The sequence below is a fragment of the Novosphingobium sp. APW14 genome (assembly GCF_032337075.1).
Classification (GTDB): Bacteria; Pseudomonadota; Alphaproteobacteria; order Sphingomonadales; family Sphingomonadaceae; genus Novosphingobium.
Genome location: NZ_JAVYAB010000004.1, coordinates 52249 through 65350, shown reverse-complemented (window position 1 = coordinate 65350; position 13102 = coordinate 52249). Strand labels below are relative to the sequence as shown.

At 64.3% G+C, this 13102-nt stretch carries 11 protein-coding genes and 1 riboswitch; of the genes, 6 read left to right on the top strand and 5 right to left on the bottom strand.

Annotated elements, in window-relative coordinates; all coding sequences use genetic code 11:
• Positions 1–45: 45 nt before the first annotated feature.
• A riboswitch (cobalamin riboswitch) is annotated at positions 46–249 on the top strand.
• A 59-nt stretch (positions 250–308) separates the two neighbouring features.
• The 4 genes from RQP55_RS06420 to RQP55_RS06405 are packed head-to-tail and all read left to right on the top strand — an operon-like array spanning position 309 to position 4769.
• The gene (locus RQP55_RS06420) at positions 309–2159 is read left to right on the top strand and encodes a TonB-dependent receptor plug domain-containing protein (RefSeq protein ID WP_315609361.1); all 1851 of its coding nucleotides are present in this window, start codon (positions 309–311) and stop codon (positions 2157–2159) included.
• A complete protein-coding gene (locus RQP55_RS06415) occupies positions 2156–3079 on the top strand; it encodes an ABC transporter substrate-binding protein (RefSeq protein WP_315609360.1) in 924 nt (307 codons plus the stop codon). The genes RQP55_RS06420 and RQP55_RS06415 overlap by 4 nt, the downstream gene beginning before the upstream one ends.
• Positions 3076–4038 carry an iron ABC transporter permease gene (locus RQP55_RS06410; RefSeq protein ID WP_315609359.1) on the top strand — a complete coding sequence of 321 codons (963 nt, stop codon included), beginning with the start codon at positions 3076–3078 and terminating at the stop codon, positions 4036–4038. The genes RQP55_RS06415 and RQP55_RS06410 overlap by 4 nt, the downstream gene beginning before the upstream one ends.
• Positions 4038–4769 (top strand): ABC transporter ATP-binding protein, encoded by a 732-nt coding sequence (locus RQP55_RS06405; protein WP_315609358.1) that lies wholly within the window; start codon positions 4038–4040, stop codon positions 4767–4769. The genes RQP55_RS06410 and RQP55_RS06405 overlap by 1 nt, the downstream gene beginning before the upstream one ends.
• 53 nt (positions 4770–4822) lie before the next feature.
• On the opposite strand, the gene RQP55_RS06400 is transcribed toward RQP55_RS06405, so the two are convergent.
• Together RQP55_RS06400 and RQP55_RS06395 are read right to left on the bottom strand one after the other, a co-directional pair.
• A complete protein-coding gene (locus tag RQP55_RS06400) occupies positions 4823–5599 on the bottom strand; it encodes a hypothetical protein (protein WP_315609357.1) in 777 nt (258 codons plus the stop codon).
• A 52-nt stretch (positions 5600–5651) separates the two neighbouring features.
• Entirely contained in the window at positions 5652–5792 is a 141-nt protein-coding gene (locus RQP55_RS06395; protein WP_315609356.1) for a hypothetical protein, read from the bottom strand.
• Here RQP55_RS06395 and uvrA point away from each other — a divergent pair.
• On the top strand, positions 5791–8685 hold the full coding sequence (gene uvrA, locus RQP55_RS06390) for an excinuclease ABC subunit UvrA (RefSeq protein ID WP_315609355.1): 2895 nt from the start codon (positions 5791–5793) through the stop codon (positions 8683–8685). The two genes, RQP55_RS06395 and uvrA, sit on opposite strands and share 2 nt — an antisense overlap.
• 136 nt (positions 8686–8821) lie before the next feature.
• On the opposite strand, the gene RQP55_RS06385 is transcribed toward uvrA, so the two are convergent.
• Entirely contained in the window at positions 8822–10279 is a 1458-nt protein-coding gene (locus RQP55_RS06385) for a DNA sulfur modification protein DndB (RefSeq protein ID WP_315609354.1), read from the bottom strand.
• 448 nt (positions 10280–10727) lie between these two features.
• Between RQP55_RS06385 and RQP55_RS06380 the strand changes: the two genes are divergently transcribed.
• The gene (locus RQP55_RS06380) at positions 10728–11258 is read left to right on the top strand and encodes a hypothetical protein (protein WP_315609353.1); all 531 of its coding nucleotides are present in this window, start codon (positions 10728–10730) and stop codon (positions 11256–11258) included.
• A gap of 142 nt (positions 11259–11400) precedes the next feature.
• Here the strand turns inward: RQP55_RS06380 and RQP55_RS06375 are convergent, their stop codons facing one another.
• Positions 11401–11907 (bottom strand): hypothetical protein, encoded by a 507-nt coding sequence (locus tag RQP55_RS06375; protein ID WP_315609352.1) that lies wholly within the window; start codon positions 11905–11907, stop codon positions 11401–11403.
• A gap of 144 nt (positions 11908–12051) precedes the next feature.
• A complete protein-coding gene (locus tag RQP55_RS06370; protein ID WP_315609351.1) occupies positions 12052–13101 on the bottom strand; it encodes a LacI family DNA-binding transcriptional regulator in 1050 nt (349 codons plus the stop codon).
• Between the last annotated feature and the right edge of the window lies 1 nt (position 13102).

The following is a 13102-nucleotide window of genomic DNA, read 5'->3' as shown; positions in this document are numbered from 1 at the left end:
GCGTTAAGCGGTTAAAAACTTGCCCTCGCCGGGCACCCGGCCTAAGCCAAGGTCCACGTCACGGGTTGTCCGGCGAAGGCCGGGCCTAAGAGGGAAGGGGGTTCCAATCCCCCGCTGCCCCCGCAACTGTGACCGGGGAGCCGAACCTCCACATGCCACTGGGAAGCCCAAGCAATTGGGCGGACTGGGAAGGCGGGGCAAGGCGTTGATCCGGGAGCCAGGAGACCTGCCTGAGACGGTCGTTCCGCAGCCGGGCGGGGTGTACCGGAATGCAGCAGAGGAACCGCAATCCCGCGGGGCCTTCCGCCATGAACGGCAGTTCGTTCATGATGGAAGGAATTCGTGTGAAATATCTGCTTTTACTGACAAGTTCCGCAATCCTGGTCGCTCCAGCGCTGGCCCAAGACCGGCAGGATGGGGAACCGATCACCGTGGTGGCCTCGGGCACGGCGCAGCCGGTTAGCCAGACGGGCCAGTCGATCAGCGTGATCGATGCGGACCAGATTGCCGCCGTTCAGGGGCCGGACCTGATCCGCGTGCTGGAGCGCCTGCCCGGCGTTTCGCTCGCCCGTTCGGGGCCGCTGGGCAGCCAGACCAGCCTGTTCGTGCGCGGGGCCAATTCGCAGCAGGTGGTGGTCACCCTCGATGGTGTGCGGCTGGCCGATGTCGCCGCACCTTCGGGCGGGTTCGACGTTGGGACGATGGTCACCGGCGGGATCGACCGGGTCGAACTGCTGCGCGGGTCCAACTCGGTGGTCTGGGGTTCCGATGCGATTGGCGGGGTGCTCGCCCTGACCAGCGCCGAATTCAGCGGGCTGCGCGCCGGGATCGAATATGGCGCCAATGCCACGCTCAGCGCCGATGCCGCACTCGGCACGCAGGGCAACGGTTATGGCCTGACGCTCAGCGGCGGCCATGTCCGCAGCGATGGCATATCGGCCTTTGCCGGTGGGACAGAGCCCGACGGCTTGCGCCAGTGGCATGGATCATTGCGCGGCCGCGCCGATCTGAATGACCGCCTGACACTGGTCGCTGCCGCGCGCTATGCCGATCACCGCGTCGATTTCGATGGTTTCCCGCCGCCCGCCTACAGTTTTGCCGATACCCCCGAATACCAGGCCACTCGCCAGGGTTCGGGCCGGGTCGGGCTGGACTACGCGGCTGGCGCGACCATGCTCAAACTGGGCGTGGCCTATTCCGACACCCGCCGCGATTACTTTGACGATGCCGCCAGTGCCGCCCCGAACTTTGCGACCGCCGGCAAATCATGGCGTGCCGATTTGTCCGGCAAGGCCGACCTGACCTCAGCGGTCACGCTGAACTTCGGCGCGGATAGCGAATGGACGCGCTTTTCGACCAGCTTCGATCCCGCCAAGGCAGCGCGCATCGCCAGCGCGCATGTGCTGCTGGGTTACCATGTGGGCGGCCTGCACCTGTCGGCCGGGACGCGGATCGATGATCATGACCGGTTCGGTACCCATTGGACCTTCGGGGCCAATGGCGCGATCGACCTGGCCCAGAACCTGCGCCTGCGCGCCGCCTATGGCGAAGGGTTCAAGGCACCGACACTGTACCAGCTTTATGGCTATGGCGGGAACCTGGCGCTGCAGCCTGAAACCAGCAAGGCCTATGAGGCCGGGCTGGAATACGGCGCGCATAATGGCCATGGCCTCATCGCCATCACCCTGTTCCGCCGCGATAGCCGCAATCTAATCGACTATGTCTGGCCGGATGGATACTTCAACACCGGGCGCACCCGGGCAGAGGGCGTGGAAATGGAAGCAGGCGCTGCCCTGACTGACCGGCTCCAGGCCCGCTTTGCCTATACCCATCTCAAGGCCACCGACCGGGCCGCAGGCAAGGACCTGCCCCGCCGCCCGCAAGACCTTGTCAGTGCCGGGCTGGATTGGACCACGCCGCTGGCCGGGTTGACTCTGGGTGCCGATTTGCGCCTTGCCGGGGACAGTTATGATGATCGCGGCAACGTCACCAGGCTCGATGGCTATGGCCTGCTGACTCTGCGGGCCGCCGTGCCGCTGGATGCGCGATTTGAGCTGTATGGACGGATCGAAAACGTAACCGACAGCGGATACGAAACTGTTGCCAACTACGGCACCTATGGCCGCTCGGCCTTTGTCGGGGTGCGGGCAAAGTGGTGAGGCGCTGGGGCAGCCTTCTGACGCTGGTCCTGGCCGGCTGCGCCGCCGCGCCGGCGCAACAGGCTGCCCCGCGCTATCCCACGATCGTCAGCCTTAACCCCTGCAGCGATGCGATCCTGGCCGAAGTGGCCGATCCCGCCCAGATCCTGGCGATATCGCATTACAGCCAGGATCCGGCCGGATCCTCGATGGATCTTGCCACGGCTCGTCGGTTCCGGTCGACGGGCGGCGCGGTGGAGGAAGTCCTGGCCCTCCGGCCCGATGTGGTGGTCGATGGGACTTTCACGCCCCCCGCTACCCGCGCTGCGCTGGAGCAACTGGGCCTTAAGCTGGAACAGATGCCGATTGCCGCGACCGTGCCCGATAGCCTGGCTCAGATCCGGCGTCTTGCCGCGCTGGCCGGCCATCCGCAGCGCGGCGAAGTGCTGGTGCGGCGGATCGAGGCGGCGCTGGCCGCCAGCAAGGCACCGGCAGGCACGCCCGTCCCTGCCATCGTTTGGCAGGGCGGCGGGATCGTCGCCGGGGAGGGGACTCTGATCACCGCATTGCTGGACCACGCCGGCTTTGCCAACGCCGCCGCTGCACGCGGCCTCTCGCAGGCGAGCCACCTGCCGCTGGAGGCCATGCTGGCCAATCCGCCGCAGGTCATCTTTGCCGCCGGTAACAGCCACGGTGAGGAAGACCGCCTGCTCGGCCATCCGGCATTGGCGGGTTTGAAGAACACCACCCGCGCGCCGCTGGAGCCATCTCTGCTGTGGTGCGGTGGGCCAACCATCCCGAAGACGCTGGCGCGGCTGGCCGAAGTGCGCCGGACGATCCCCCTCCCGCTTGCGGGAGGGGTTAGGGGTGGGCCTTCTTCTACCCGCCCGATAAAGGGCCCACTCCCCCCCTCTCCCGCAAGCGGGAGGGGAGAGAAATGACCCGCCCCGTTGCCTTGCTCCTCGCCGCCCTGACGCTCGCTCTGCCGCTCTCCCTGCTGGCAGGACGGGTGTGGATAGATCCTTCCGCGCCGCTTGGCCCGCAAGCCAGCCTGATCCTGGCCGAACTGCGCTTGCCGCGCGCGCTGCTGGCCGTCCTGCTGGGGGCGGGGCTGGGCGCAAGCGGGGCAGCGATGCAGGGTTACCTGCGCAATCCGCTGGCCGATCCTGGCCTGTTCGGGATTGCCCCCGGCGCCGCGCTGGGCGCGGTGCTCAGCTTCTGGACCGGCTGGGCCAGCACCGCCTGGGTGCTGCCCGCCTTTGCCCTGATCGGCGCGGGCGGGGCCATGCTGCTTTTGACCCTGATCGCCGGCAGGCAGGGCGGGGTCGTGCTGTTCACCCTTGCGGGCATGATGATCGCCAGTCTTGCGGGTGCATTGATGAGCCTGGCGATCAGCCTGTCGCCCACGCCCTTCGCGATGAGCGAGATCGTAACCTGGCTGATGGGCGCGCTGACCGATCGCTCGTGGCGCGAAGTCTGGATTGCGGCGCCGCTGACGCTGGCCGGGATCGGCGTACTGCGTATGGCCGGCCGTGGTCTGGACGCGCTCACTCTGGGCGAAGCTGCCGCGCGATCGCTCGGCCTTGATCCGCGCCGCCTGCAACTGCTGCTGGTGTTGGGGGTGGGGCTGACCGTGGGCGGCGGCGTGGCCGTGGCCGGGATCATCGGCTTTGTCGGGCTGATGGTGCCGCATTTCGTCCGCCCCTTCACCGATGGCCGGCCCAGCCGTCTGATCGTGCCTTCGGCGCTGGCCGGGGCGCTGCTGGTGCTCTTGGCCGATTGCCTGTGCCGGGTGCTGCCGCTGGCCGGGGGGGAACTGCGGCTGGGCATTGCGCTCAGCCTGCTGGGCGCGCCCTTCTTCCTTCACCTGTTGCTGCGCTTGCGGCGGGAGCTGGTGTGATGCTGGCGACCGAAGCCCTTGTCCTGCCCCACCGGTTGCGCGGCGTCTCGCTGAGCCTGCGTCCGGGCGAAGTGACCGCGATCTGCGGCCCCAACGGGGCTGGCAAGTCCAGCCTGCTGTCCTGCCTGGCCGGGTTGCTGGCGCCCGCGACTGGCGCAGTAATACTGCACGGCGCGCCGCTTGCCGCCATGCCGCTCGAAGCGCGGGCCCGCACGCTTGGCTATCTGCCGCAGACGCCGGAAGTGGCCTGGGATGTTTCCGTCCAGACCCTGGCCGGGCTGGGCCGACTGCCCTGGCGAACCGGTGCGGCAGAGGATGCCGCCGCTGTCGATGCTGCGCTGTCTGCACTGGACCTTCCGGCCTTCGCCCATCGCCCGGTCTCGCAGCTTTCGGGCGGCGAACGCGCCCGCGCCTTGCTCGCCCGCGTTTTGGCCGGAACCCCGCGCTGGCTGCTGGCCGACGAGCCGCTGGCCAATCTCGATCTGGCCCACCAGCTGGCCCTGCTTGGACACCTGCGGACTTGCGCCGCGCAGGGCATGGGGGTGGTGCTGGTGCTGCATGACCTGGCGCTGGCGATGAACCATGCCGACCGGGTGGTGGTGCTGGATCAAGGGAGCGTGCAGGCGGATGGTCCGCCCGAACAGGCCCTGGCCGAAGCCGTCCTGGCGCAGGTCTGGGGCGTCAAGGCCCACTGGCTGGGCGATCCGGGGCAACGCGCGCTGGCGGTTTGACCACCCCATCAACAAGCCCATCAGGGCTGGACTTGCGCTGCGCCGACCCGCAATCAGCCTTCGGGAGAGACCGTAACCTTGCCGCTCGGCTGGGAGCGGCCTGCACCGGCGCCAGCATTGGCATTTACGTTGACCCCGCCCTGGCCATCGCCGCGTCCGTCGTTCTCGTTGGTTGCCTTAAGCTTCGCACTCTTGATCACGCTGCGCGCCAGCGAGAGGATCGATTGCGGGCTGCATTGTCCCTGGTTGTCGATCAGGTGCAGCATGGCGCGTTCAAAGGTGATCTTGTCCTGTTCGAAGACCTTGGTGGCGTGGGCATCCTGCGCCTTGAGCGTCATCACCTGGACCGCGCCGATATTCTCCACCCCGAACAGGAAATGCTCATCATAGATGTTGAGCGCCGCCGTCGTCGCGGCTGATCCGATCGCCAGCGATGTGATCAGGTCTTCCTTGGCGCTGGGGTTCTTGGAAAAGTCCTGCAGGCCCAGGATCCCCGTCATCAGCGCGGTGATCGGTACCAGCGCGCTGCGGATGATCTGCGAACGGCGCTGGTTCTGGCCCATCTGGGCGAAGTAGTTTTCGCAGAAGCTGTAATTGTACATGAACCCGCTGCGCAGCATCTGTGGCACAAAGGGATTGTCAGCCGAGGGGTTCTTGTTGCGATAGGCTTCGGCCTGCTTGAAATCATTGATAAACATGTCAATGTTGCTGGAGCTGAGCGTGGCCGGGCGGGCATCCTTGGTGACGATCCGTTCCGGCCCCTGGAAGCCGTAACAGCCGGCCAGGATCAGCGTCAGCGGCGCGGCCGCGAGGGCAAGGCTTTTGCGCATGGTTTTCCCCTGTGATTCAAGCGAGTCGCGTTAAATATTTGATATATAATGGTTAACTGATTTGCCCGATCTGCCAAGCGCAAATTTCGGCCGGCAGATCAGCGCGGCGCGGATCGCCCTGCGCCTTGTCTTGGCGGACACCGCCTTCCGGCCCCCTTGCGGGAATCGAACATATCTGGAACAGCGGTGCCATGTCGCTCAGTAAAATCGTCGTGCGCGGGGCGCGCGAGCACAACCTCAAGGGCATTGATGTCGAGCTGCCGCGCGATGCGCTGATCGTCATCACCGGCCTGTCCGGCTCGGGCAAGTCGAGCCTGGCCTTCGACACGATCTATGCCGAGGGCCAGCGCCGCTATGTTGAGAGCCTCTCGGCCTATGCGCGCCAGTTCCTTGAGATGATGCAGAAGCCCGATGTCGAACATATCGACGGCCTCAGCCCCGCGATCTCGATCGAGCAGAAGACCACCAGCCGCAACCCGCGCTCCACCGTCGCCACGGTGACCGAGATCTATGACTATATGCGCCTGCTCTGGGCCCGCACCGGCGTGCCCTATAGCCCGGCCACCGGGGAGCCGATCTCTGCCCAGACGGTCAGCCAGATGGTCGACCGGGTCATGGCCCTGCCCGAAGGGACGCGTGCTTACCTGCTCGCCCCCGTGGTCCGCGGCCGCAAGGGCGAATACCGCAAGGAGCTGGCCGAATGGCAGAAGGCCGGCTTCACCCGCGTGCGGATCGATGGCGAGTTCTACCCGATCGAGGACGCCCCCGCGCTCGACAAGAAGTACAAGCATGACATCGAAGTCGTGGTCGATCGCATCGCCGTGCGCGAAGGAATCGAAACCCGGCTGGCCGACAGCTTTGAACAGGCGCTGAAGCTGGCCGATGGGCTGGCCTATATCGACCTGGCCGATGGCAATGTGCCGGGGCGTGAAGGGGAAAAGGGCGGCGCCATGAAGGGTGCCGGCCTGCCCGATAACCGCATCGTCTTCAGCGAAAAGTTCGCCTGCCCGGTCTCTGGCTTCACCATCGAAAGCCTGGAACCGCGGCTGTTCAGCTTCAACGCGCCAATGGGCGCCTGCCCGGCCTGCGATGGCCTGGGCGAAAAGCTGCTGTTCGATCCCCAGCTCGTCGTCCCGAACGAGGCGCTCTCCCTCAAGCAGGGCGCGGTCGTGCCCTGGGCGAAGAGCAACCCGCCGTCGCCCTATTACATGCAGGTCCTCGCCAGCCTGGCAGAGGAGTTTGGCTTCAGCCTTGATACCCCCTGGCAGGATCTGCCGGTCGAGGTGCGGATCGTTATCCTGCACGGCACCGCCGGCCGCCCGGTCAACCTCACCTTCATCGACGGGAAAAAGGCCTACACGGTCAAGAAGCCGTTCGAAGGCGTGATCGGCAACCTCAACCGCCGCATGCTGCAAACCGAAAGCGCCTGGATGCGTGAGGAGCTGGGCAAGTTCCAGACCGCGCAGCCGTGCGAAGTGTGCGAGGGCAAACGGCTCAAGCCCGAGGCGCTTTCGGTCAAGGTTGGCGGGGCAGACATCTCCTCGATCACGCGCCTGTCCGTCTCCGATGCGGTCGCATGGTTCGGCGCGCTCGATGGCCAGCTCACCAGCCAGCAAAGCCAGATCGCCCGCGCGATCCTGAAAGAGATCAACGAGCGGCTGGGCTTCCTCAACAACGTCGGGCTCGATTACCTCAACCTCGATCGCACCTCGGGCACGCTCTCGGGCGGGGAAAGCCAGCGCATCCGCCTAGCCAGCCAGATCGGCTCGGGCCTTTCGGGGGTGCTCTATGTCCTCGATGAACCCTCGATTGGCCTGCACCAGCGCGATAACGATATGCTGCTGATCACGCTCAAGCGGCTGCGCGATCTGGGCAATACGGTGATCGTGGTTGAGCATGATGAGGATGCAATCCGCGCCGCCGATCACGTGGTCGATCTGGGCCCCGGCGCCGGAGTCCACGGGGGGGAGATCGTCGCCCAAGGCACGCTTCAGGATATCCTGACAGCCAAGGACAGCCTGACCGGCCAATACCTTTCCGGTACCCGGCGGATCGAGGTGCCGGCCAAGCGCCGCAAGGGCAACGGCCACCACCTGACCGTGCACAATGCCCGCGCCAACAACCTGCGCGGGGTCACGGCGCAGATCCCGCTCGGCACCTTCACCTGCATCACCGGCGTTTCGGGTAGCGGAAAGTCCAGCCTCACGCTCGATACGCTCTATGCCGGCGCGGCCCGCGCGCTTAACGGCGCCCGCGTGATCGCTGGGGCGCATGACAAGATCACCGGCCTTGAGAAGTGTGACAAGGTGATCGAGATCGATCAAAGCCCGATCGGCCGCACCCCGCGCTCCAACCCCGCCACCTATACCGGCGCCTTCACCCAGATCCGCGACTGGTTCGCCGGCCTGCCGGAATCTGAGGCGCGCGGGTACAAGGCCGGGCGGTTCAGCTTCAACGTCAAGGGCGGGCGCTGTGAAAAGTGCCAGGGCGATGGCCTGATCAAGATCGAGATGCACTTCCTGCCCGACGTATACGTGACGTGTGAGGAATGCGGCGGCAAGCGCTACAACCGCGAAACGCTGGAGGTAAAGTTCAAGGGCCACTCGATCGCCGACGTGCTCGACATGACGATCGAGGACGCGGAAGAGTTCTTCAAGGCCGTTCCCCCGATCCGTGACAAGATGCACATGCTGAACGAGGTCGGCCTTGGCTACGTCAAGGTCGGCCAGCAGGCCACCACCCTCTCGGGCGGCGAGGCGCAGCGCGTCAAACTCGCCAAGGAACTCAGCCGCCGCTCAACCGGGCAGACGCTCTACATCCTCGATGAACCGACCACCGGCCTGCATTTTGAGGATGTCCGCAAATTGCTCGAAGTGCTCCACCGCCTGGTTGATCAGGGCAATTCGGTCGTGGTGATCGAACACAACCTCGATGTGATCAAGACGGCGGACTGGATCATCGACCTCGGGCCGGAAGGCGGCGTGCGGGGTGGGGAGATTGTGGCGGAGGGTACGCCCGAGCAGGTGGTGAAGGTGGAGCGTAGCTTTACCGGGCGGTATCTTGCGCCGTTGCTCGACCAGCAGTGATTGCCTGTCCCGGCCTTTTTCTGGGGCCAAAGCTGGTATAGGAGGTGGAGCGGATCTACCGGGCGGTATCTGGTGCGGATGTTTGTAAATGCTAGCTAAGACAAAAAAAGGGCGGAGAACTCTCCGCCCTTTTTGATTAGTTTGCTTCGCGGCGGCTTGGCAGACCAGTCGACCAACGGATCATGTCGGCAAGAATAGGGTAGATGTCATTGTGCTTTGCGCCAAAGCGCATGTATGAACCCTGGATAGAGCCAATGTCCCGATTAACTCCATCTTGGTCTTCGGGAAGGTAAGCGTCCAGGCCTTTGAGGTTCGCGTCGACCTTTTGGCCCTCAGTTAGATTATAGAAATTCCACATCGGGTTTGTATGGCTGAAGTCAACATCTGCAACCTTACTTAGAAACTCGGAAAACAGTTCTTCCGCATCTTCGGGACGACGGTTACTAAATTTGAGATCATATGTAATCTTTGCGAGCGCCTTGAGAACGACTGGCTGCGACGCAACAGTCTTTTCCTTAGCCCTGCTTTCGCCAAAGTTAGGAATTTCGGCGATACGTTGCCACAATTCCTGGATTGTCGGCTCCCGCGGCTCAACGACCGCAGGGGTCGCTCCCGAGATATTACCCTTATTCAGGAAGGCGATCGCATTGATTGCAACTACGTCCTTCAACAAAAGGGCACCGGTATCGTCCGACCAGTCCTTAGGTTCAACTTCAGTGATCGAAATCCCCAAGTCACTAACCAATTTGTTCTTGATAAAATGAGTAATCGGGTTTGAGCCATCGAACTGGAATGCAAGAGATGCGTCAACCTTTTTTCCTAGTCGATTCAGGTCATGGAATAACTGCCGTTCCTGGTCGATGTTGAGTCCGAGGTGAACTTCAACCGTGAGCGTCGCATAGGAACGAGCAGCTTCATAGGTCTCATTCCAAACCACCATTTCCTGTTCTGAAACAGCCTGCCCCTTGTTTGGGTAAAGCACTGCGCCCTTACTTGGATAGCGACCTGTTTGACGGACACCCTCAAGGAACTCGATGCAAAGGTCTGCAGCGTGCCGACGGTGTTGGCCGTCGATCACCCACAGGATGTGTCGCTCCGCAAGAAAGACTTTGAACCCTGCGGTTTCTCCCTGCCACTCCATGCGAACGCCACGGATGTCGGCACCGCCTTCAGAAACACCGCGAATATTACATACGAGCGGCTGCAATGAAAAGTAGGGCTGCTCGCCTAGCAGGCGCATGAGTTGCTGGAACGTCTCCGGCACTTCCTTGTCTGCGGCTTGTCGACGCAGCATCGCCGCAGAGATGAGACCCTTCAGCATATACCCTGCGAGTTTTTTTGCGTGCGTTTCGTCTAGCTTGCGCTGCGCGACAGGTCCAACCTCGCGATCATTAGCAACGTCTGAAATTTCCTTGAATTGGCGGAAAGGCACGGACATTGTGAACACGCGGTGGCCGAGGTTGTGACCAATGAAAACCTTGTAAGGCTTCTCGTTCACGTCGCCCGCACCCGTAAGGGCGTCCAGACTATCGAGCCCTTGGAGGCTATTGGGGGCGACAATTGGGGTGGGCAATTCGCCGTTCTTCGTGTACATAGTTTTTCCATCTCTGTGTTGCACCTGACGGGCTGGTTTTGCTGATCTCACCCCAGGTGTTCGAGATAAATGTCCCAGGGATCTTTTTTTGTCAATCAAAAAATATCCCTGGGATTATTTTAATCTTCTGGCGAGCGGTTATTCCCGAAATCTGCGGTCTCTCAGTGTGGCTCAGCCAGGCTGTGCGTTCCAAAGCGTGCGAATCTTGAAGGTCTCATGTTTTCAGTAGCATAAGCGCGTCGGTTCAAGAAATTTGGATGGAGTTCCTGACTTGTGCCGAGATAACTGCTCGCTGTTATCATCAGTGGTTCTGGAAAAGAGTGGCAGCAACAGATTGGCCTGGTCGACTTTGCGATACCGTCCAGTTTCCCAATCTGCCCCATTTTCCTACTCCCCCAAAATCCGATAATTGGACCGGTTTCCCTGCACGCTAACCGCGAGGTGAACCATGTCCGACCTTCCGCCCTCTTCCGCTCCGCACGCTGCCCACCCCGCTGCGGCGAGCGCCGCCGCAGGCGACGCAAGTCTCGCGCCGCTTTCGCAGGCGGGCGTAGAGGGCATGAACGCTGCGCCGGCCGCTCAGCGCTACAACCGTTGGACCCGCGCGCGGATGGTGGCCTTTTTGCGCGAGCTGGCGGCCACCCAGTCAGTCTCGGCGGCGGCGGCGGCGGTGGGGATGAGCCGGTCGGCGGCCTATAGCCTGCGCAAGCGGCTGGAGGATGATCCCTTTGCCCTGGGCTGGGACCTGGCGCTGGAATGCGGGATGCAGGCGCTGGCCCAGGCGGTGATGGAACGCGCGCTCCACGGGCAAGAGGTCCAGCATTTCTATCACGGAGAGCTGGTGGGCATCACCCGCCGCTATGACAACCGGCTGGCGCAATGGGTGCTGGAAAATCCCCTGCGGGTCGGGCGCAGCCCGCTGGCGCGCGAATTTGCGATCGGGTTTGAGCGGGTGCTGGAGCAGGTCGCAGCGGGCTGAACGGGGTCCGGCGTTTTTTGTTTCGGCTGGGCCGCCGATGCCGGGGCAATGGCCCAAAAGCCGCGCAAATGTGCCGAAAACCGGCTGTTGGAAAAAGTGGACGCAGTGTCCACTCTGTCCACTTTCGCAGGGCGGGTCGGGCCTAGCGGCTGTGCATGGCCGGGGTGCCGAGCGGGCGGGGCCCCTGGCAATCGACCGCCAGCACCGCGGCGCGGCGCAGGGCGGGGGCGGGGTGGTCTCGCCCCCGGCCGACAAAGCGAAAGATGCTGACCGCGCGGGTCAGGTCATAGCCGGCGCGGCAGGCCAGCAGCGCGCCCAGCCGGTCCGCCGCCAGTTCGGCCTCCACGCTGCTGCCGCGGTGGCCCAGGTACCAGTGGGCAATCTCGTGCCCGGCCAACAGGGCAAATTCGTCGTCGCTCAACCGGGTGGTGGCGCCGTGGGTAAAGGCAATCTGTCCCGCCAGGCTGCGGCTGTTGACCGCCTTGCCGCGGGTGACGGTGAAGTTCGGCAGGCAGGGGCCCTCGCTCCCGTCGGCATGGTACATCCGGCATTCGGGCAGGCCCTGCGCCGCCACCTTCAGGGCAATCGCCTGGCGGTCATCGGGCAGCAGCATGGCACCAAGCATGGCAGTAAGGACAGAGAGGACCATGGGGGCTCCACCGGCGGCGTCCTATGGAAAACGACCGCGCGGCAGACTTGTTCAGTCCTGCCTGCACAACAATTCAGGAAAACCCGTAGAAGCCGCAGTTTCGCGTCCGGTTCGGCCCGGATTGCAACCGGATCGGATGGGCTGTCAGCCCGGGCGGCGCGTGCTTTCGCGGGCCAGCAGCGTCACCGGTACGCGGCGATCGGTGTTCGGTTCGCCGGCGATGGTCGCCAGCAGCTTGTCAACCAGCATGGCCCCGGCGGCGGCGAAGTCTGGCTGGATCGAGGACAGCGGCGGCATGGCATTGGCGCTGGCGCGGATCCCGTCGAACCCGATCAGGCCCAGCTGGCCGGGCACGGTGATCCCGGCCTCGGACAGTTCGCGCAGGGTACCCAGCGCGATCTCGTCACAGACGGCGAAGATCGAATCGCAGGGCAGGCCATCCGCGATCAGCTGGCGCGCGGCGCGGCGGCCTTGCTCCTCGCGGGACAGGCCTTCCTCGATCTCGACCAGCCGCGGGGTCAGCCCGGCTTCCTGCATGGCCTGGCAATAGCCGTCGTACCGCTCCTTGAACTGGCGCTGGAGCGAGCCTTCGGAGCCGATGCAGGCCGGGGTGCGATAGCCCGCCTCGATCAGGTGGCGGGTGGCGAGCAGGGCCCCGGCGTGGTTGTCGCTGCGGATCCAGTCCAGCTCGTCAAACGGGCTGCCCCAGCAGACCATTCGCGTCCCGCCCAGGCCCAGATCGCGGTAATAGGTCCAGGCCGGCAGGTTCTGGGTCGTGCCGATCACGATCAGGCCATCGGCGCGGCGGCGGTCCTCATAGCGGCCAGAGAGGTTCTCCGGCCCGTCCTGGAACGAAACCAGCGTCTCGTACCCGCGGGTCGAGGCGGCGGCGCAGACCGTGCCGAGCAGCGAATAGGTAAAGGGGTTAAGGTCCTTGCGGTCCTCATCCGGGCGGCAGATCACCACCACGGCCAGCGTGGCGGTGCGACCAGAGCGGAGGCGGGCGGCGTTCTCGTCCACCGCATAGTTCAGGCGGCGGGCGGCTTCGAACACGCGGTTGCGGGTTGTCTCGCTGACCACCGGGTCCCCGGCCAGCGCGCGGCTGACGGTGGACTGGCTGACGCCGGCCTCGGCCGCCACGTCGAACGACGTGACGCGGAAAGCGCGGGGCTTGGTGGAGGTGCCGTCAGCCATG

What these genes read in the sequence shown, in the direction of transcription:
- RQP55_RS06420 (WP_315609361.1), top strand. Translation starts at nt 309, where the DNA reads ATGAACGGCAGTTCGTTCATGATGGAAGGAATTCGTGTGAAATATCTG.
- RQP55_RS06410 (WP_315609359.1), top strand. Translation starts at nt 3,076, where the DNA reads ATGACCCGCCCCGTTGCCTTGCTCCTCGCCGCCCTGACGCTCGCTCTG.
- RQP55_RS06405 (WP_315609358.1), top strand. Translation starts at nt 4,038, where the DNA reads ATGCTGGCGACCGAAGCCCTTGTCCTGCCCCACCGGTTGCGCGGCGTC.
- RQP55_RS06400 (WP_315609357.1), bottom strand. Translation starts at nt 5,599, where the DNA reads ATGCGCAAAAGCCTTGCCCTCGCGGCCGCGCCGCTGACGCTGATCCTG.
- uvrA (WP_315609355.1), top strand. Translation starts at nt 5,791, where the DNA reads ATGTCGCTCAGTAAAATCGTCGTGCGCGGGGCGCGCGAGCACAACCTC.
- RQP55_RS06395 (WP_315609356.1), bottom strand. Translation starts at nt 5,792, where the DNA reads ATGGCACCGCTGTTCCAGATATGTTCGATTCCCGCAAGGGGGCCGGAA.
- RQP55_RS06385 (WP_315609354.1), bottom strand. Translation starts at nt 10,279, where the DNA reads ATGTACACGAAGAACGGCGAATTGCCCACCCCAATTGTCGCCCCCAAT.
- RQP55_RS06380 (WP_315609353.1), top strand. Translation starts at nt 10,728, where the DNA reads ATGTCCGACCTTCCGCCCTCTTCCGCTCCGCACGCTGCCCACCCCGCT.
- RQP55_RS06375 (WP_315609352.1), bottom strand. Translation starts at nt 11,907, where the DNA reads ATGGTCCTCTCTGTCCTTACTGCCATGCTTGGTGCCATGCTGCTGCCC.
- RQP55_RS06370 (WP_315609351.1), bottom strand. Translation starts at nt 13,101, where the DNA reads ATGGCTGACGGCACCTCCACCAAGCCCCGCGCTTTCCGCGTCACGTCG.